The 18,004-nt window shown below is 47.7% G+C and carries 20 protein-coding genes, 1 pseudogene and 1 riboswitch; of the genes and pseudogenes, 2 read left to right on the top strand and 19 right to left on the bottom strand.

Annotated features, from left to right (window positions below; translation table 11 throughout):
- Positions 1–42 precede the first annotated feature (42 nt).
- The 9 genes and pseudogenes from ispE to ACFQ0N_RS34935 all read right to left on the bottom strand — a co-directional run bounded on the left by ispE (position 43) and on the right by ACFQ0N_RS34935 (position 8,640).
- The gene (gene ispE / locus ACFQ0N_RS34975; RefSeq protein WP_379334750.1) at positions 43–897 is read right to left on the bottom strand and encodes a 4-(cytidine 5'-diphospho)-2-C-methyl-D-erythritol kinase; all 855 of its coding nucleotides are present in this window, start codon (positions 895–897) and stop codon (positions 43–45) included.
- A gap of 388 nt (positions 898–1,285) precedes the next feature.
- Positions 1,286–1,456, bottom strand: a pseudogene (locus tag ACFQ0N_RS34970) (small, acid-soluble spore protein, alpha/beta type); the annotation flags it as partial.
- Between the two features lie 219 nt (positions 1,457–1,675).
- Positions 1,676–1,948 (bottom strand): biofilm formation stimulator Veg, encoded by a 273-nt coding sequence (gene veg, locus ACFQ0N_RS34965; protein WP_379334749.1) that lies wholly within the window; start codon positions 1,946–1,948, stop codon positions 1,676–1,678.
- Positions 1,949–2,087: 139 nt separating this feature from the next.
- Positions 2,088–2,978, bottom strand: coding sequence for a sporulation peptidase YabG (yabG, locus tag ACFQ0N_RS34960; protein WP_379334748.1), 891 nt, complete (start codon positions 2,976–2,978; stop codon positions 2,088–2,090).
- Positions 2,979–3,091: 113 nt separating this feature from the next.
- Positions 3,092–3,973: a 16S rRNA (adenine(1518)-N(6)/adenine(1519)-N(6))-dimethyltransferase RsmA gene (gene rsmA / locus ACFQ0N_RS34955; RefSeq protein ID WP_379334747.1), complete on the bottom strand. Its 882-nt coding sequence runs from the start codon at positions 3,971–3,973 to the stop codon at positions 3,092–3,094.
- On the bottom strand, positions 3,970–4,539 hold the full coding sequence (gene rnmV / locus ACFQ0N_RS34950) for a ribonuclease M5 (protein WP_379334746.1): 570 nt from the start codon (positions 4,537–4,539) through the stop codon (positions 3,970–3,972). The genes rsmA and rnmV overlap by 4 nt, the downstream gene beginning before the upstream one ends.
- A gap of 125 nt (positions 4,540–4,664) precedes the next feature.
- Positions 4,665–5,825, bottom strand: coding sequence for a resuscitation-promoting factor (locus ACFQ0N_RS34945; protein WP_379334745.1), 1,161 nt, complete (start codon positions 5,823–5,825; stop codon positions 4,665–4,667).
- 330 nt (positions 5,826–6,155) lie between these two features.
- Positions 6,156–6,359: riboswitch (cyclic di-AMP (ydaO/yuaA leader) on the bottom strand.
- A 187-nt stretch (positions 6,360–6,546) separates the two neighbouring features.
- Positions 6,547–7,314 carry a TatD family hydrolase gene (locus ACFQ0N_RS34940; protein ID WP_379334796.1) on the bottom strand — a complete coding sequence of 256 codons (768 nt, stop codon included), beginning with the start codon at positions 7,312–7,314 and terminating at the stop codon, positions 6,547–6,549.
- A 27-nt stretch (positions 7,315–7,341) separates the two neighbouring features.
- On the bottom strand, positions 7,342–8,640 hold the full coding sequence (locus tag ACFQ0N_RS34935; RefSeq protein ID WP_379334795.1) for an HD domain-containing protein: 1,299 nt from the start codon (positions 8,638–8,640) through the stop codon (positions 7,342–7,344).
- A gap of 304 nt (positions 8,641–8,944) precedes the next feature.
- On the opposite strand from ACFQ0N_RS34935, the gene ACFQ0N_RS34930 reads away from it, so the two are divergent.
- Positions 8,945–9,199, top strand: a complete 255-nt coding sequence (locus tag ACFQ0N_RS34930) for an AbrB/MazE/SpoVT family DNA-binding domain-containing protein (protein ID WP_379334744.1) — start codon at positions 8,945–8,947, stop codon at positions 9,197–9,199.
- A gap of 169 nt (positions 9,200–9,368) precedes the next feature.
- Here ACFQ0N_RS34930 and rsmI read toward each other — a convergent pair whose 3' ends face one another.
- From rsmI to ACFQ0N_RS34880, 10 genes are all read right to left on the bottom strand, one after another.
- Complete coding sequence (gene rsmI, locus ACFQ0N_RS34925) at positions 9,369–10,277, bottom strand: 16S rRNA (cytidine(1402)-2'-O)-methyltransferase (protein ID WP_379334743.1); 909 nt, start codon at positions 10,275–10,277, stop codon at positions 9,369–9,371.
- Between the two features lie 20 nt (positions 10,278–10,297).
- The gene (locus ACFQ0N_RS34920; protein WP_379334742.1) at positions 10,298–11,050 is read right to left on the bottom strand and encodes a tRNA1(Val) (adenine(37)-N6)-methyltransferase; all 753 of its coding nucleotides are present in this window, start codon (positions 11,048–11,050) and stop codon (positions 10,298–10,300) included.
- 107 nt (positions 11,051–11,157) lie between these two features.
- Positions 11,158–11,607, bottom strand: a complete 450-nt coding sequence (locus ACFQ0N_RS34915; protein WP_379334741.1) for an initiation-control protein YabA — start codon at positions 11,605–11,607, stop codon at positions 11,158–11,160.
- Positions 11,608–11,675: 68 nt separating this feature from the next.
- Positions 11,676–12,476: a PSP1 domain-containing protein gene (locus ACFQ0N_RS34910; RefSeq protein ID WP_379334740.1), complete on the bottom strand. Its 801-nt coding sequence runs from the start codon at positions 12,474–12,476 to the stop codon at positions 11,676–11,678.
- 4 nt (positions 12,477–12,480) lie between these two features.
- A complete protein-coding gene (holB, locus tag ACFQ0N_RS34905) occupies positions 12,481–13,458 on the bottom strand; it encodes a DNA polymerase III subunit delta' (RefSeq protein WP_379334739.1) in 978 nt (325 codons plus the stop codon).
- A gap of 16 nt (positions 13,459–13,474) precedes the next feature.
- Positions 13,475–13,918 (bottom strand): YaaR family protein, encoded by a 444-nt coding sequence (locus ACFQ0N_RS34900; protein ID WP_379334794.1) that lies wholly within the window; start codon positions 13,916–13,918, stop codon positions 13,475–13,477.
- 16 nt (positions 13,919–13,934) lie between these two features.
- A complete protein-coding gene (locus ACFQ0N_RS34895; RefSeq protein ID WP_379334738.1) occupies positions 13,935–14,264 on the bottom strand; it encodes a cyclic-di-AMP receptor in 330 nt (109 codons plus the stop codon).
- Between the two features lie 85 nt (positions 14,265–14,349).
- Entirely contained in the window at positions 14,350–14,979 is a 630-nt protein-coding gene (tmk, locus tag ACFQ0N_RS34890) for a dTMP kinase (RefSeq protein ID WP_379334737.1), read from the bottom strand.
- Between the two features lie 64 nt (positions 14,980–15,043).
- Positions 15,044–16,543 (bottom strand): aminotransferase class I/II-fold pyridoxal phosphate-dependent enzyme, encoded by a 1,500-nt coding sequence (locus tag ACFQ0N_RS34885; protein WP_379334736.1) that lies wholly within the window; start codon positions 16,541–16,543, stop codon positions 15,044–15,046.
- Positions 16,544–16,683: 140 nt separating this feature from the next.
- Complete coding sequence (locus ACFQ0N_RS34880) at positions 16,684–16,875, bottom strand: sigma factor G inhibitor Gin (RefSeq protein ID WP_379334735.1); 192 nt, start codon at positions 16,873–16,875, stop codon at positions 16,684–16,686.
- A 219-nt stretch (positions 16,876–17,094) separates the two neighbouring features.
- Between ACFQ0N_RS34880 and ACFQ0N_RS34875 the strand changes: the two genes are divergently transcribed.
- Positions 17,095–17,625 carry a transposase gene (locus ACFQ0N_RS34875; RefSeq protein WP_379334734.1) on the top strand — a complete coding sequence of 177 codons (531 nt, stop codon included), beginning with the start codon at positions 17,095–17,097 and terminating at the stop codon, positions 17,623–17,625.
- Positions 17,626–18,004 lie beyond the last annotated feature (379 nt).

Here is an 18,004-nt window from a genome sequence, read left to right as displayed (position 1 = left end):
AATATATCATTTTTATACGGATTTAATCAAGATATGCAGCAGTTATGTGAGCATTCTGACTGCATATACTTCCTTGCAAAATCCACGTAAACCGTTATAAATGCGTGAAACTTTGGCTTCTTTGCTGACTAAGCCGAAAACAGTCGGTCCGCTGCCCGACATTAGCACACCGTCAGCCCCTAGACGATGCATGCTTTCTTTGAGCTGCCTTACCTCGGGGTAAAGCTGCAATGTCACCGACTCAAGCACGTTGCCTAGCTGGCTGCATACTGCAGAGAAGGAATGGTCAGCAATTGCCTTTATCATATCGGCAGCGGAAGGATGCTCCCGCAAAGCCGCAACATTGAAACGCCCATACACATCGGCTGTCGATACATTAATCGGCGGCTTCGCCAGCACCACCCAGCATTGCGGCGGATTGTCGATTGGCTGCAGCAGTTCCCCGCGTCCGGTAGCTAAAGCCGTTCCCCCCGTCACACAAAACGGCACATCCGATCCAAGCTCCGCTCCCAGTTCGGCCAGTTCCTGCTGCGAAATCCCCAGATCCCACAGCCGGTTCAATCCACGCAGCGTAGCAGCCGCATCGCTGCTTCCGCCTGCCAGACCGGCTGCAACCGGTATTTTCTTATCCAGATGAATGTAGACCCCTCTACGGACGTCGTAGCGCTCTTTAATAAGCTTCGCTGCCTGAAACGCCAAATTTTTTTCATCTAGCGGTATATAGCCAGCCTGGCTCGATATCATGATGCTGTCGCGCGGCAGCTCTTCCATCTCCAGCCGGTCGGCGAGATCGACCATTGTCATAATCATTTCCACTTCATGAAACCCGTCTTCGCGTTTGCGCAGCACATCAAGCATCAAGTTGATTTTAGCCGGGGCCTTCTCATAAATTTTCATTCGTCATCTTCACCCGTTCATTTCCGTTGACTTTATATCACCATTAGTCTCTATTTTAACAAAAGAAAAAAAGAAAAGCTAAGACGCATTACAAGCAGAAGCTCCCATCTGCTGGCGTCCTAGCTTTTAAAACCGCTGCGATGGCGCCTTGCGGTCATTAATTTGGCGGTGTATTGGCTTGCTGCTGGCTTGTCATCTGTGTGTTCATATATGGCATAAAGCCCGTTGCATGCTGATGGGCCATAGTGGCAGTCGTCCGCTGCTGTGTTCCATACGGCTGCTGCACAGGGCGCTGTTGCGGCATTGGCGCCGTCTGCCGCCATGTCTGCTGCGGCATGGCCGGACGAGCGGCTTGCCCCGGCTGGTTAGCGGCCTGTGCAGTATAGGACTGTGCAGCCGCCTGCTCGGCCAGCTGAATGGCGCGCTTAATCATGTTGCCTGCGTCCTTGGCGCGTATACCGCCCCATCCTTCTTTTTGTACTGTATCGTAAAAGCCCAGGTCCTTTGCTAATTCCTGCTTCAGCTGCTCACTCATTATACTGCGGCGTCTTCGGCTCATCGTATCATTACCCTCCTTCGCTCATCAAGATAAGCTTAGTATGCAATGAAATACCGAACGTCATGCGAATTAAGCGGCAGCGTTCCGCTGGAAAAATAAGAACACGGTCCTGGCATACGCTGGCATTCCCCCTTTTCTGCAGCAGCAGAAATAAAGATTAGCCGGCGCAGCAAGCACCGTATCCAAAAAGCAAATCCTATTGACATGAAGCTTTAGGCGTTATTGCAAATAAGTGATGCGAACCTGTCCGTCATCGCTATCCACCATCACTTCGACCGATTCGGTCAAAATGTCGGCATAGCTGTAAGAAACACGCTTGAAAGCATGTTGTTCCTGATCCAGTTTCACAATGAAGACAGAAGGGTAGATCTCTTCAAGTACACCTGTTCTTTCGATGGTCTTTCGGCGGCCCCCGTTAGCACGGAGACGAATCTTGGAGCCGACATGAGCCTCCAAACTGCGTTTGATTTCCAACAGCGCATTTTTTGCCATTGTCCACTACCACCTCTTTCCTTGTCCATTATAACGCGGAAGAGGCAGTTTGTCAAAATTTTATATTATAACAGTCGGTTAATTACTCTGTCAATATGAAAAGTTAAATTTATGCATAAATCATTTGAATTGTGGCATATTATACAGTTGGCTTGACACCCGTTAACGTTTTTGGCCTAGGTAAACCTACCCGATATTTCCCCCTAGTTTCAATTCCGCCCACGCCGTCAATGCCGCTAATAGTGCCATGAATGACATCGGCCAGATCGATCGTCTCCCTCATGCTCGTATAGCTCGCCCTGATCGCAATATATACAGGGTCAAGCGCATGAATCAGCACACGCCCTGGAGAACTGGCAAAGTTGGCCCCCGATTGCAGCAAAGCTTCGAAATGCGATTGACACGCCCCTGCCACAATAATGAGACCATCATGACTTTTTTCGTATTGTCTGGCGATGTGAACCGCATTAACAAAATTTTGTGAGTTTTTATAGCTGGCCAAGTTGTATAGATCATGCGTCTCCCGCTTCTTTAGCACGCCGTCGTGACCTGTTATAACAAGAATGTCCGGATTAATCTGCGGCAGCAGCTGCTGCACAATCGCCGGCATTTGGGATTCGTGGGCATGCAAACCTTGAGCCGGTACCCGCATCTGTCTGTAAAGATCCATACTTTTGTGCAAATAGCTGGCATCGCCATCCAGATGCAGCACTTTTCCGGGCACTTCAAAATAAGGGGCATTATGATTTAAGGCTCGCCCCATCTTCTCCTCGTCTTGCTGCACCTTCCGCTGCTGCTGCTGACGCTCCTGGCGCATACGCTGTGTTGACTCGTCTACTTTGATGCGCACCTGCTTGGATGGAGCTGCCTCCTCTGGATCCGGTATAAGCAATAAATCGGGAATCGGCGCATCTGCGATGAGCCGGTAATCCGTGCCCTTTAGCGTAGCCAATTGTTTATTCAATTTTGCGATTCGAAAAAGGACGTCCCCGCCATACGACTTGCGTATGACCAAATCCCCTTGTTTCATGGGCAATCACCTCTTCGTCTATCCTATGGGCAGAACGAAAGGTTGGTGAACATTCTCACTAAAATTTTTTGAGCGCCCGATGAAACAATTTGCCGCCGTCATACGTCGAAATATTATACACCCAGACCGGCTTTAATCAGCGCCCGGCTTAAGACGGCATATTCAGCAATGGTCAGCGTTTCTCCGCGCCGCGACGCATCGATCTGGCACTCCTCCAAGATAGCCAGCGATTGCTCGCGCTGCTCCTTGCCAAGCCAGGCCGTGAGATTGTTCGCCATCGTCTTGCGGCGCTGGGCAAAGCTTGCCTGCACGGTGCGGAAAAAATGCGCTTCATCCTCTATATCGACTGGAGGCGCCTCCCGCAGCCGCAGCTTGATCACTGCCGAATCAACATTAGGCTGCGGTATGAAGACCGTATGCGGCACCGTACAGACCAGCTCAGGGATGCAATAGAACTGTACGGCTACACTTAAGCTGCCGTAAGCTTTACTGCCCGGGCTTGCTGCCATTCGCTCCGCTACTTCTTTTTGAATCATAATAACAATATTTTCAAGCGGGAGTTTCTCTTCCAGTAATTTCATTACAATTGGGGTTGTGACATAATAAGGCAAATTAGCAACAACACTAACTCCTGTACAATCAGCAAATTGCCGCTCAATCAATTGCGCCAGATTCAGCTTCAGCACATCGCCATGCTCAATATGCACATTCTCGCTTTCCGCGAAAATGTCCTGAAGGATCGGAATGAGCCGGTCATCGATTTCAATTGCCGTTACTTGAGCGGCCGTATCTGCCAGATGCTGCGTCAATGCGCCGATCCCGGGACCAATTTCCAGCGCTCCCTTTGAGCCATTCAGATCTGCCGCAGCCACAATTTTATGCAATATATTTTGATCGATCAAAAAATTTTGACCCAAGCTCTTTTTAAAAGAAAAACCGTACTTTGCAATAATATCTTTCGTTCTTTTAGGTGTTGCTACTTCAAGCTGCTTCATGAGCCTTTCCCTCCGATTTCCCGTTCCATTTGCAGCCTAGCTTGATCGAATTCCTCCCGGGTTATTCGGAACATGACACATCTTTTGTAGAACTGCTTGCCGTTAGCATACCCGATGCCAAGCAAATTGCCCATTAACAAGCGGCGCTCTGAAGCGTCCGAGCTCACGACAAGCCCTGCTTCCATCATCATTTCCCAGGTTACTTCTGGTTGGGGAGCTGCTTGTCCGTCAACCGCTTCTGTCCGTACATTAGCCAGCGCCCTTCTAATGGCTTCCGGCGAAGCATTTTCAACGCCTATATCACCTTTGTAGAACGCTTCTTCCTGCGGCAAAAAAGCATGCTTACAGCCCGGAACCCGCTGCGAGACGATTTTCCGGATGCGTTCGCCGGCATGGTCGGGATCAGTAAATATAATAACGCCGCGACGCTCTTTCGCCAGCTCTACACGTCTTAGCACTGCTTCTCCAATCGCCGAGCCGCCTGTCTCAATCGTCTCAGCCTGTACAGCGCGCTGAATGGCTGTTGTGTCATCCTTGCCTTCGACCACAATAATTTCATGTATCATTTTTCCTGTTTCCTCCGAACTTGGGCAAATCAAAAAGAAGAGGCTGCGCCTCTTCTTATAATGGCATATTTCGATGCGAAATACGATAAATTTATGACAACGCTCATTAAGATTCCTGCTATCGCTTAAATGGAATCAGGCTTTTTCGGTCCAATTACATGTACGGTATAGCCTTTTTTACGGCCAAATTTTCTGACGCTCTTCTCGCTCTCAATAAAAACGTCAATTATTTTCCCCTTAATCGCACCACCGGTATCTTCCGCGCGGCGGAAGCCGATACCCTCAATGTAAACCCACCAGCCAAGCGGAATGACCTTAGGATCGACAGCAATGGTATGCCCTTCTTTGACGCGAGCACCCGACGCTGTAATACGATAATCAGGATGGCCTTTGCCCTTGCCCGTATCATTTACGCCGGCTGAATAGGCTGTTAAGGTCACATTTTTCAATACTTTTTTCGCTTTGAAAGTGACGCCCTGCTTCGTAACCGTCGCACCTGAAGAATCCGAATCATCGGCTGCGGCCGCTAAAATTTGCACTGGCGGCTCCTCTTTCTTCGTTCCAACAGCAACGATTTGGTTGACGGCATTCTCTTGGGACAATTTCGTAACGAAGGTTTGATTGACCAGTTTGCCATCGGCAAACACCTTTTCGTATTGCTTGACTACTTTGCCTTCCTTACCGACCTGAATTAGCTTCTCCTTCCCTTTCTCAAGTTCGGGATCTTCTTTCTTCACAATCGAATAAGGCAGAGCATATTCACGCGACAAACGATGCTTGTCGATTCTGACGACCGTGACCGTCATATTCGGCTCAATCGTCTTCTCCAACGAAGGAAATACTTTATCCTCTTTACGGATCGATATATTGGCTTTATCGACCGCTTCCTTTATCGTCTTTTCTGTCGTGTACAACGTTCTTACTTTGCCGTCAGCCTTAACCTGCAGCGGGACTGCTTGATCGACAACAATCCGATCACCGTCTTTAATTCCCGCGTTCAGTGGAATGGACACTTCGTCATGCGGTCCAATCTTAATGGCTTGTTCATCCAGTAGGCGTTGAAGGACCAATTGTTTGGTCGAAACAATATTTTCCTGTCCGTTCAATACTACGGATACGCGCTTGTCAGCCGTTCCGTACAACAACACCAAAAACATGAAAGTCATAGCGATCGAGATCATAGCGCTTAGTACAATTAAACGCAAGTTCTCATGCTTCCATCGCAATGCGAAAGACATGCTGGATGATCGTTTCTCATGGGTGTCCTTAATCTTGGGTTCGCCCACTCCATCGGTCCTCCTTACATAGTCCCGCCGTCGAATTACGCATGATTGAATTTGACGTGACTAAGTTAGATTATAGCGTGTCTGGCACGCTGCCTCGATTGTGCTACCATTCACCTCCGCCTTACACCCTATGTCGTCAGATAGAATAATATTCAAAATTACGAGAAGAAACAGATTCATTGGTCTGTAAAAGACTGAGATGTTTCTCAAGGTGATGCTTAGAATTTATAAGCCGAATGGAAGTTTATAATTCTAGATCACAAAAAAGCCGACGACAGAGGATCTCTTTCGTGGCTTTTTCGCAAATGGCGAATGAATAGATGCACGAGGTTGATCTCTCTATTTGCGCTTACGAGGTTAGCTGCCGGATTCGGGCGAGAGAGTCGCCCTATTCGCTTCTGACCGATTGCCTCCGAGTAAAAGGTCAGCCGCAAAATTCACCCCAAATCATGTCGGGCATGCATGTTCAAAATTTCGAACTGCCTGCACCAGGTTCCCCCGCTCTCCAGATTGGAGATTAAGCGATTATTTTGAAAATACAAATTGCAGCTTCGTGAGCTCTGAGATGAATGATACCGTCTTTTGCGGCACATTGTAAAGATGCGATAAATGACGATTTTAACGAATTTTAAGGAAAAACTCGTGAAAACCGCGTGAATTTCTATAAGAAAATTAGTTTTTTCACAATATTAGTCTCTTTTTCTTGCTCTCAAAGCTTGTTTCATCGAATGCCAAAACAATTTATTGCATTTTCGTATGTTATTTTGGCAATTTCTTCCATTGATTTCCCTGTTATTTCCGCTGCTGTCTCGGCTACATGACGGACATAAGATGACTCATTTCTCTTTCCACGATGTGGATGAGGAGCCAAATAAGGGGAATCCGTTTCGATCAAAATTCGGTCCAAAGGAACCTTAGCCAATACCTCTTTCGGTACCCTAGAATTTTTAAATGTTACCGGCCCTCCGAACGAAATATAAAAGTTCATATCCAAACATTGCTTGGCCGTTTCCCAGCTTCCTGAGAAGCAATGCATAACGCCTCCCACATCGCGGGCATTTTCTTCTTTCAAAATCCTTACAACATCCTCATGCGCATCGCGATTATGAATAACAATTGGCATTTTCTTATGTTTGGCCAAGGCAATTTGCTGACGAAAAACACGCTGCTGCACATCTTTTGGGGATGTATCCCAGTGATAGTCCAGCCCGATTTCACCTATGGCGACAACCTTCTCATGATCGCATAAAGATGCAATCCATTCGAGATCTCCATCTTTCATGTCAATGCTGTCAACCGGATGCCAGCCTACCACTGCATATATATTTTCATACTGCTCGGCAAGCTTCATCGTTGTCGGGATCGTCTCCCGATTAAATCCGACATTGATTAACTTGCCAACCCCGGATGCGAATGCTCTCTCAATTACTTCCGCGCGATCTTCGTCGAATTTGTAAGAGTCCAAATGTGTATGTGTGTCGATTAACATGCTGTTGTCCAAATCCCCTTTCTTCTATTAAAAGCCAAACAATTGCCGAACATCCCTCGAGAGCTGATGCGCCTTTGTTCGTAAAATTTCTTCTGGAAAATATAAGTGATATTTGCCGCGATGTAATCCGGAAATCGAGTGAATAATCTCGGATCTTGCCGAAATCTCAAATAGCCTCTCTTCTTGATCAAGCAGCAAAATAGGCGGTTTTTCGTCTTTTTCCGCTGAGGACGCTCCTGTCCGGTACACATCGTAAGGTAAATCAAACGGAAAATCAATTTCCAAATAATATTCCGGCGGCAATCCCGCCTGACTCATTTGCTCGCGCGCCTTTTGCCATAACGACTCGTTAGCTTCGTCCATCGTTACATATTTATACAGTTTACGATTTAAAAACCGTTCGCACAAATCCACCAGCAGCTCGTCTTGCTCATACTGCCATTGGCCAAAGGCTGTCTGCACCATGGCCTCGTCCAGCGCTGTATAGCTTTTGACATCAATCGTCCCTGCCAACAATTGACGGAGCGGCTCAATTATCCACTTAAAGGAATATCCCTGCTGATGCAGTTCTTTTGCCCTGCGGAAAATTTGCCTTAAAATAATTTCCGAGCTGCGTGTCACCGGATGAAAATAAACTTGCCAATACATTTGATAGCGGGACATCAAATAATCCTCTACCGCATGCATGCCGCTCTCCTTAACGACTATTCTGCCCTTATGGGGACGCAGCACGCGCAAAATTCGTTCAAGGTCGAAGGTGCCATAATTTACACCAGTAAAATACGCATCGCGCAGCAAATAATCCATCCGGTCCGCATCCATCTGGCTGGAGACAAGGCTTATAACGATAGGTTGCCCATATGACTTACAAATCACATCGGCGACTTGCTTCGGAAAGGCAGAATCAACTTCCCGGAGTACTGCATTTATTTCTGTTTCTTCTAATAAAATGCGGCATGTCCACTCCTCATGATGCGTCTCAAAAACCTCTTCTATAGAATGGGAAAAAGGACCATGTCCCAAGTCATGCAGGAGCGCCGCGCATAGCGAGACGAGCTTTTCCTCTTTGGGCCAATCTGCATACCCTCCCCGCTCAAATTGGGAAATAATTTTTCGGGTAATCTCGTATACGCCGAGCGAATGAGAAAAGCGGCTATGCTCTGCGCCGTGAAAGGTCAAATAAGAGGTTCCAAGCTGCCTGATCCTTCGTAAGCGCTGGAATTCCTTCGTATTAATTAATTTCCAAATGATTTCATCCTGCACATAAATATATTTGTGAACAGGATCTTTAAATACCTTTTCTTCAGCAAGCGGTCTCGGCCTGATCCCCAATTTAACCCCTCCTAGCCTTTATATTTTTTTCGACAATTCACTAGAGCGATTCGACAAAAGAACCAAGAAATTTGTCGAATAATGTCGTATTTCATTTTCCAAATTGCTAGCAATTAATCCGCCTGCAACTGCTGGCGCATAACCTTGTTCCTATCGTAATAACTCATAATTTGCAGCGAATTCCCCATCAATTGTATGTTGACTATTTTGGGAAACGTTGGTACTATATATACAAGAAATGATAGAATTTTGTCGAATAATGGCGAATCAGTAGTTTGAGAGGGGAAAGGATATTATTATGATGAAATCGACAGGAATCGTTCGTAAGGTTGATGAACTTGGGCGCGTTGTAATTCCAATTGAATTGCGTCGTACACTTGGCATTGGTGAGAAGGACGCGCTGGAAATTTATGTGGACGGCGAGCGCATCATGCTCAAGAAATATGAACCTGCATGTATCTTCTGCGGCAATGCCGAAAATGTAACTTATTTCAAAGGGAAAATCGTTTGCAATGATTGTTTGATAGAATTGCCAACTCCCCTGACAAAATAAGAGACAAATTCGGAAAGATCGGTTATAATATAATTACCGCACTTGTTAATTCTAACCTTTTTATACTCCTTTATTGCCTTCCTGGCCAAGAACCCGATCAGGAAGGCCCTTTTTTTCACCGCTTATATGCTCAGGAGAAGAAGACGGCGTCAGCCGCTTCTTCTTTTTTTTACCTCAACAGCGCATTATACACTTCGCGCTTGGGTATTCCGCGATCGGCCGCCGCCCGCTTGATCGCTTCCTTTCGATTGCCTGTTTGCGCCTCATAGCGTCCTACATGTTCCTCCAGCTCCAGATCATCCCACCAAGGCCGTTCCTGAGCAGCATGCCCGCCTTCGCTCTGCAGCGCCGGATCAAATCCAGCGATTACAAGACAGTACTCTCCTTGGGGGGGATGCTCCTCCAGCCATTGTATACATTCTGACACGGTTCCCCTAACCGCTTCTTCATGCCGCTTAGTCAATTCGCGAACTAAAGCAAGCTGACGTTCTCCCCAGTGCTCCTGAACAGCTGTTAAAGTTTTGACGATTCGATGCGGCGATTCATAAGCTATGATAGTGCCTTCCAGCTTGCGCATATTGTCCAGCCACTGGCTTAACGCCTTGCGTTCACGCGGAGGAAAGCCGACAAAGCTGAAACGTTCAGTCGGTAATCCGGACATAATAAGGGCTGACAGCGCTGCATTAGCACCAGGTACAGGTACGACGGCAATTCCCCGTTTTATAGCATCCGCGGCTAAATCAGCGCCTGGATCGGAGATCGCCGGCAAACCTGCGTCACTGACAAGAGCGATCGATTGCCCTTCCTCCAACAATCGCAGCAGCTCATTTCCGCTAGCCTTTTTGTTGTGCTCATGATAACTGACAAGACGGGTCGATATTTCAAAATGAGTAAGCAATTTGCGGGTTTGCCGCGTATCTTCGGCCGCAATGAGATTTGCTTCCTTCAACATCCGAATCGCCCGAAATGTCATATCCTCCAAGTTCCCGATTGGCGTACCGACCAAATAGAGCGTTCCTGCCCCCGCTCCTTCTCTGCCTGCTTCATGCTGCTGCGCAAAACTTTTCTGCACATTCATAATTGGCTGCATTTCCTCTCTTATGGACGCTTGTCCCCATAATATATGCGGTAAATTTCTTCATGATATTGTCTTTCTTCATTATATACAATTAACGGCGGAAGAATCTTAACATCAGGCTTGCCGTCTCTTACCGCCTCAATCAGCACAATATTAGCTTCCGCATCCGCATGCGGATGGACAAAGCGAACCCGCTTCGGCTCCATACGGTATTTGCGCATTGTTTCGACAATTTCTACAAAACGGGAAGGGCGGTGCACCATCGATACACGTCCCCCCGTCCGGACAAGCTTGGCGCAGGCAGCCACAATTTCATCAAGCGAGCCGTTGAGCTCATGACGAGCCATCGCATAATGCTCATTGTCATTTTTATCCCCGGTATGACCAGGCAAATAAGGCGGATTTATCGTCAGCGCGTCATATACTTGGTATCCATTATTCGCAAAATATTCGCGTAAATCCTCTTCATGAATATGTATGCGATGCTGCAGCTCATTCAACTCTACACTGCGTCTGGCCATATCGGCAAGCCTTGGCTGTATTTCAACAGCATCGATCTGGGCCTGCGTGCGCGTCGACAGCAACAAAGGGATAACGCCATTGCCCGTACATAGATCGAGCACCTTCCCTTGCAGCGGTACGCCGGCAAATCTGGCCAGCAGCACTGCGTCCATCGAGAAGCTGAACACTTCACGGCTTTGTATAATATGCAGCCCATGTGTCAATAAATCGTCCACCCGCTCATTAGGCTGCAAGACCACTTCCTTTACCACAGCTGTTGCTCCTCCCGCATAGTCGCATGTATAGGGCGAGGCCGCCCTTCTAAAGGACGGCCTCGATTCGGTGCTTCCGTATCATCGTCGTCCTGTTTGGCCGACCTTTATTTGTTAAGAAAGGACAGACAGAAGAGACAATCCCCTTCTGTTCGCAAATGTCCGTAATATATATTGCAAATATGGAAACCTTCATGATAGAGGCGAGCCAGATTGTCGTAGCCCTCTCCAACGCCGACTGTTTCTGTCACCTGCCCGGGTACATCCAGCCGTTCTTGTTCAGCTTGCTCGACATCTTCCTCCATTACAGAGCTTGCTGCAGCGACTGCTGCAACCGACACCTTCCTCACCGTTGCAGGCGCTGCTGCCGCTGTATGACGGTGGACATCGGTTTCCCGTTTAAATATTTTGCGCAATTGGCGGTTTTCGATACTTAGGCGCTTGTTTTCCTCCAGCAGCTTTTTGATCTGCTCTTTCAGTTCACCTAATTCCTGGTGCAAGCTGCCTGCTTTCGCCTCCAATTCTTCCACCCGATTAAAAAAATCATTTTTATTCACATTCCCACCCCAAAGACGGTTCTGCTCCGGACTTTCGGCCTGCGAGATATGATCCTTTTCTGATTAAGCTATTTTACTATAACATCATCTAATGGAAGCTCTTTTGGCTTCCCGCCATCAAATAGCTGTACAAAGGCTGTCTTAGCGCCAACATTCAGTCCGGTTACTTTTCCTTCACCGTATGATGTAATGACGATTTTGCCTACTGCAGGCAGCTCTTCGCGAACACTTTCGTAATTATCGTGCTCGTATTTCAAACAACACATTAATCTGCCGCATAATCCGGAAATTTTGGTCGGATTCAGGGACAAATTTTGATCCTTGGCCATCTTGATCGAGACGGGCTCAAAATCCCCCAACCAAGAGGAACAGCATAATATCCGGCCGCAAGGCCCAATACCGCCGAGCATCTTCGCTTCGTCGCGCACGCCAATCTGCCTGAGCTCGATTCGGGTACGGAATACACTGGCCAGATCCTTGACCAGCTCGCGAAAATCAACTCTGCCCTCGGCTGTAAAATAGAAAATAATTTTGTTGCGGTCAAATGTAAACTCAACATCGACTAATTTCATTTTCAGCTGATGATCTTTAATCTTGTCGAGACAAGTAGCGAAAGCATTCTTCGCGGCCGCCTTATTCTCTTCTACAACTTTAGCGTCGTTGTCACCGGCTATGCGGATCACTTTTTTTAAAGGAAGGACAACATCCGATTCACCGACTTGCTTCTGTCCGACCACCACTTTGCCATACTCAACTCCGCGCGCTGTCTCTACAATAACATGCTGTTCCTTATCGACAGGGAGCTCAGCTGGGTCAAAGTAATATATTTTGCCCGCTTTCTTAAAACGAACGCCAACGACGTTATACAATCCATCACCCCTCCTGTATGCGCACTAGCAGCTGCTCAATCGCCAGCTGTGGCGCCACATTAGCTCGAATGCGCTTGCCAGCCTCTAACGTATGCTCCATACATTGCACCCATCCAGCGGCTGATCGTCCAAACGCATGCTTGCTTAGCCAATCCACTTGATCTATAAAAACGACTGCTTCCTGTCTTCCTGCTTGAATATGAATCATGTCTTTATACCACAAAACGAGCAGCGACAACAGCAATTGCGGCTGATTGCCGAGCTCGGATTTGAATACTCGCTGCTGGGCAGTCAACATCGCCGCGGTGAATCGGGTTAGACTATCCTTGCCTAATTGTATCACTACGTTTCTCATTTCTGCAAACTCATTCTGCTGGATAATTTCCCGGCAGCTATCCAAACCGGACGCAAGTTGAACGGCAGCTCTGGCCAATAGCGCCGGAAAGCCTTCCTCCGTTAAAGTTTGCAGCATTTCACCTGGAGCTAGCGGCAAAAAGGGAACCCACTGCGTTCTGGAGCGGATCGTAGGCAGCACAGCTTGTCCGTTGTCCGCCAGCAGAATTGCAACCACCTCTGATTGCGGTTCTTCCAGAAATTTAAGCAAACTGTTGGCAGCCTGCAAGGTCATCGTCTCTGCACGCTTCATAATGTATACTTTGCGTGCCGTACCGCTGTTCCGATAAGCAAGCTCACGCTGCAGCTCCCGAATTTGGTCGATTTTGATCGATTGTCCGTCAGGCTCAATGATATGCAAATCCGGTTGATTGCCATGTTCGAATTTGCGACATTCCAGACATTCCCCGCAAGCATCGCCAGAGCCGCTGCTGCAAAACAATGCTTGGGCAAATGCCTGAGCCATCGCCATTCTCCCACTGCCCGGAGGTCCTGTAAACAGATAAGCATGCGATACCTTACCGCTTTTCAGCGCATGCAACAAAATTCGCTTTGCCTTAGGCTGACCGGGTAATTGTTCGATGCTCATAATCGTCTTTCCTTTCTTAATAGAACAAATTAATTAACATGCCGCGTATATCGCCAATTTTTTGCAACAATTCCAGATGCCCTTCCTCAGTAGCAAGCAATTCCTCTCCCATTGCCACCAAGGCTTCATCAATCTCATCAAGCAGCTTATAACGCTTGGTCCGCCCTCTGCGATCGAATCCCCGCACTTCCTTAAGTCCAATACCGCGCCGAACCGTATCTTCCAAAAATTGCTTCACCATCTGCCGGTACAGCTTAAGCTCCCGAACCGTCATCGCTCTGGAAAGCCGTTCTCCCTGCAAATGAATATCTTGCAGCTTTTGCTGCAATTGCTCCATCGACCGCATCTCTTCCTGCTGATGCATAATATCGTTAAAGCTCTTCGGCTGTACTGGCTTGGTGCCGATATCCGTACGCGCCCGATCTTGTCCTAGTGGACGCCAGCCCGGATTAATTTTCATCATCTGTCACGTCCAATCAAAAATGTTCGAAGCGTTCAACCGGAACGACAAACACTGCTGCTCCTCCCACTTGTACTTCAACGGGGAACGGAATATAAGCATCTGTTGTACTTCCCATCGGAGAAACCGGTGAAACAAGTTGATCGCGCACTTTACAATTAGAACGTATGACATTCAGCACTTCGTGCACGCGTTCATCTTCAATACCGATCATAAATGTCGTATTTCCTGCTCGCAAAAAGCCGCCTGTACTAGCCAGCTTCGTAGCCCTGAATCCTTCCCGGACGAGTGCATTCGACAATCGGTTACTGTCTTTATCCTGTACGATCGCGATCACTAATTTCATCCTAATCCCTCCTAATAAATTGACCATCGGCCGAATTGTTATACTCTTTAATTATTTGACATCGTTTGCATAAAGTCCTTTATTTTCATGAAAATCGACCTTTTATAACAGCTAAAGCAGCCTCTAATACTTGCTCGGGCGTTCCTCCCGCATCGATGCGCACCATCCGCTCCGGCTCCTCCTGCATCAGCAGCATATACCCTTCACGGACAAGCCGATGGAATTGCATATCCTCCAAATCAAGCCGGTTAATTTCCCTGCCGTCACCCTGCCGGACACGCTGTAAGCCAACCTCCGGCTCAATATCCATAAACAAAGTCAAATCCGGCATGATACCGTCGATGGCAAATTGATTGATCGAACGGATCGCATCCATTCCAATTCCTCTGGCGTGGCCTTGGTAAGCCAGGCTGCTGTCGATAAAACGATCGCAAATGACAATTTGCCCCGCCTGAAGTGCAGGCATAATCTTTTCCGTCAAATGCTGTCTTCTCGCTGCAGCATAGAGCAAGGCCTCCGTACGGGGCTCCATCATCGTATTGTCGCAATCCAATATGACGCCACGGATCTGTTCTGCGATGCGAATTCCTCCCGGCTCTCTTGTCACCATCACTGTGTAGCCGTCTGCTTTTAATGTATGTGCTAATGCCTGGATAAGTGTCGTTTTTCCAGCTCCTTCTCCACCTTCTATCGTAATAAACCGACCTTTATCCACAAAAACGGCCTCCTTTGCTGCTTCTCCATCTAGTGTAACAAACATTAGTACAAGCGGTAAACGGCTATCTGCCGCGTAGGACAGCAATTGTGCCTTTATCCGGACGATAGGCGCCCTGAAATCGCGCTCCCAGCCGTCCCATCCGCGACAAATAATCAACCATTGCTTTGGTAATCTTCTCGCCGCCGTAAACAACGGGAATACCCGGCGGGTATGGAACGATCGGCTCAGCCGCTATCCGATTGACTGCTTTCTCAAGTAGCACCTTCTCTGTTTGCTGGTTAGACAGCTCATGCAGGCGGAAGTGCACAGGCTGGGAAATCGCTTCATAAGAAGCAGGCGCTTTAACGGCATGTAGGACGTTCTCCGCTTGCTGCAGCCTATTTTGCTGTATTTGCAGCTCAATAGCCTTCAATGCCTCTTTAAGCTTCTCAACATCAGTTAATGCCGCAGTGATCGGAAAGAGCAAAACAACATAACGGCTGTCTGCCATCTCCGCCCAGCAGCCATGCTGCTCCAAACGCTGCATAAGATCGTAGCCGGACATTGTCATCGTCCGGTCATGCAATATTACCCGCAGCGGATCTTGCCGGCATAACGGATGCAAGCAGCGTACGCTTTCAAATATATGACTGGAATGATCCAACCAATTCTGAAAAGCAGCAGCCGCTTCAATGCCGCTTGCAAACAAAAAAGCGCCTTCAGCGTCAATCATTGCCCGGGCAATATCAAGTGATGCCATTATCGGATAGGATGGGCTAGAGCTTTGCAGCATCGTCAGCACGCGTCTAATCATTCCCCGATTTAGCCGCTCTCCTTGAATATGCAGCATGGCCCCCATCGTCATTGCAGATAACGTTTTATGCGTCGACTGAACAGCCGCATCGGCACCAGCTTGCATCGCTGAGAGCGGAAAGCCCGGATGCAGTCCATAATGGGCTCCGTGTGCTTCATCCACCAGCAATAAACAATTATATTGATGAATCAGCTCAGCATATGGCCGTAAATCAACGCTCAAGCCATAATAGCTTGGATTGGACAAAAATACAGCCTTCGCCTGCGGATAGCGCTGCATAGCTTGCTCAATCGCCGTTAAAGACGGGGGAAGAAGCAGGCCGCTTCCTTCATCCTCATCAGGCATAATAAAAACAGCCTGCGCACCTGCCAATTCAAGTCCGTGAAGGACAGATTTATGCACATTCCGCTGGACAAGCACAAGCTCTCCCTGCCCACAGCAGGCAAGCAGCATCGCCAAATTGCCCGCTGTGCTTCCTCCTACTAGAAAATAGGTCTCCTCCGCTCCAAAACAGCCTGCGGCAAGCTGCTGCGCTTCAGCAATTGCTCCACTTGGCGCATGCAAATCGTCCGTTCCGGTCAGTTCAGTAATATCGATTGCCATAATCTTTGCGAATGATTCAGCCATCTGGGGAATATATTTATGGACCGAATTCAACGTATGACCAAATTTATGTCCTGGAACATGATAACTTGTCGGTGCCGAGCTTATATGCCTGTCCAGCATTTCTACAATCGGCGCTCTCCATCGCATCGAACCGCTTTCCATGATGAAACTTCCCTTCCTTTTGCATTCCCATCTATCATAGTGAATTCCGCCGTATAAAACAATAAAATCTCCAGCAGCTTCTACCCAGTAGAAGTGAGCACTCGCGCTCAAGCCGGAGATTATAAATGGCTGCTCTAAAATCAGGCATTTTTCTCAATCCAAATCTTTTTTAGCTGATGAATAAAAAATGGATACTTTTCATCTTCAACCTCTGTACGAACCATTTCATACTCACAAGATTTACAAATAAAATCATCAATAATACGGATACCTTCATGATTTTCGAACCCGCAAATGATACAGCAATGGATGGCAGCAGTTTCATCTGGCATTTCCGCACACCTCACCTTGATCAAACTTCATTGCTTCTAGTATACCCTGCAGTCTAGCAAATTAAACTTGTTTCATAATCTTTTTCAAATAATAATATATCTTATGTCACACTGTTTGCTTTGGTGAGTCATCGTATCAGATTTGTTTCCTGTTGATCTTCATTCTGAACTTCCATCTTCCGATACATTATACAGATGAAGAAAGGGCGTTGAACATTAATGAGAGGAACGCTTGCCGAACAGGTAAAAGCAACAATTTACCAGTATCAGCTTATATGTAAAATAACAATTCACAAGCGCATATTATGGGTATATTTAATACTGGCTGTCGCCTTTTGTACTTGGGAGCTGATCCAGTACCGGCTCGATGGAGCAGTAGCAATGGGCTTGGGCTTGCTTATTATTCAACCCATTCACTTTATCATAATACGCCTCACCTTAAGACGTGTCGATGTCTCCGACTACCGCCGCTGGGGATGGCGCTTCACCCCTCCCTGGATCGGTTACACCCCAATCGCCTATATAGAGCTTGCTCTATTCCGCAAGGTGCATCGTCATCTGCTCTGGCTTGGCCTTTGCGCAATTGGCGTATGGTATCCCTGGGCCAGCAAGCCTCTGATGATTGCCATGGTCAGCTGGCATGTCTGGCTGCTCTTGCCCTATATCATTCTACTATACCGATTACGCCCCATGCGTCCAGAAGGTGTCATTAAACTGCAAGAGGATAATCTCAGCTACTACCATCGATAAGCTCGTTTATCGGTGGTAGTGAGAGCGCTGCTGCACATAAATGATGCAGTGCGTCCCAGAGGGCAGTGATCAGCGGGCAGCGGTTCACAGCCCGCGATCCGCGGCGTGTGACGCGAGACGCGAGACACGAGACCGACCTACGTTTTGCCGAAATGCAGGCTGATTCGTAGTTTCGCGGACAGACGATCACTTATTCGCTAGTTTTGCTGGATTTTACGGTGTTTGGAGAGGGATAGCGGATCTACGGTCCGACAAATGGGAGAACTCGCTCAAATGTTGCAGGTTATGCAATAAATCCGCGGTATGAGGGCAAGCATGCCCCGAATTGTTGTACGAAATGCAACAATCTGCTCCTTGATGGGGCCGAAATGGTGGAGAT

It is taken from the genome of Paenibacillus sp. GCM10027626 (genome assembly GCF_042676285.1).
GTDB lineage: Bacteria > Bacillota > Bacilli > Paenibacillales > Paenibacillaceae > Paenibacillus_Z.
Note: the sequence above shows the minus strand (reverse complement) of the source record. Positions and strands in the feature narration are given on the sequence as shown.

Bases quoted from the DNA above. Each gene is read 5' to 3' on its own strand.
- rsmA (WP_379334747.1), bottom strand. From the start codon at position 3,973: ATGAAGCAGCTTGAAGTAGCAACACCTAAAAGAACGAAAGATATTATT.
- ACFQ0N_RS34895 (WP_379334738.1), bottom strand. From the start codon at position 14,264: ATGAAATTAGTGATCGCGATCGTACAGGATAAAGACAGTAACCGATTG.
- veg (WP_379334749.1), bottom strand. From the start codon at position 1,948: ATGGCAAAAAATGCGCTGTTGGAAATCAAACGCAGTTTGGAGGCTCAT.
- holB (WP_379334739.1), bottom strand. From the start codon at position 13,458: ATGAGCATCGAACAATTACCCGGTCAGCCTAAGGCAAAGCGAATTTTG.
- rsmI (WP_379334743.1), bottom strand. From the start codon at position 10,277: ATGAATGTGCAGAAAAGTTTTGCGCAGCAGCATGAAGCAGGCAGAGAA.
- ACFQ0N_RS34900 (WP_379334794.1), bottom strand. From the start codon at position 13,918: ATGAAAATTAATCCGGGCTGGCGTCCACTAGGACAAGATCGGGCGCGT.
- yabG (WP_379334748.1), bottom strand. From the start codon at position 2,978: ATGAAACAAGGGGATTTGGTCATACGCAAGTCGTATGGCGGGGACGTC.
- ACFQ0N_RS34885 (WP_379334736.1), bottom strand. From the start codon at position 16,543: ATGGAAAGCGGTTCGATGCGATGGAGAGCGCCGATTGTAGAAATGCTG.
- ACFQ0N_RS34880 (WP_379334735.1), bottom strand. From the start codon at position 16,875: ATGCCAGATGAAACTGCTGCCATCCATTGCTGTATCATTTGCGGGTTC.
- rnmV (WP_379334746.1), bottom strand. From the start codon at position 4,539: ATGATACATGAAATTATTGTGGTCGAAGGCAAGGATGACACAACAGCC.
- ispE (WP_379334750.1), bottom strand. From the start codon at position 897: ATGAAAATTTATGAGAAGGCCCCGGCTAAAATCAACTTGATGCTTGAT.
- ACFQ0N_RS34940 (WP_379334796.1), bottom strand. From the start codon at position 7,314: ATGTTAATCGACACACATACACATTTGGACTCTTACAAATTCGACGAA.
- ACFQ0N_RS34930 (WP_379334744.1), top strand. From the start codon at position 8,945: ATGATGAAATCGACAGGAATCGTTCGTAAGGTTGATGAACTTGGGCGC.
- ACFQ0N_RS34875 (WP_379334734.1), top strand. From the start codon at position 17,095: ATGAGAGGAACGCTTGCCGAACAGGTAAAAGCAACAATTTACCAGTAT.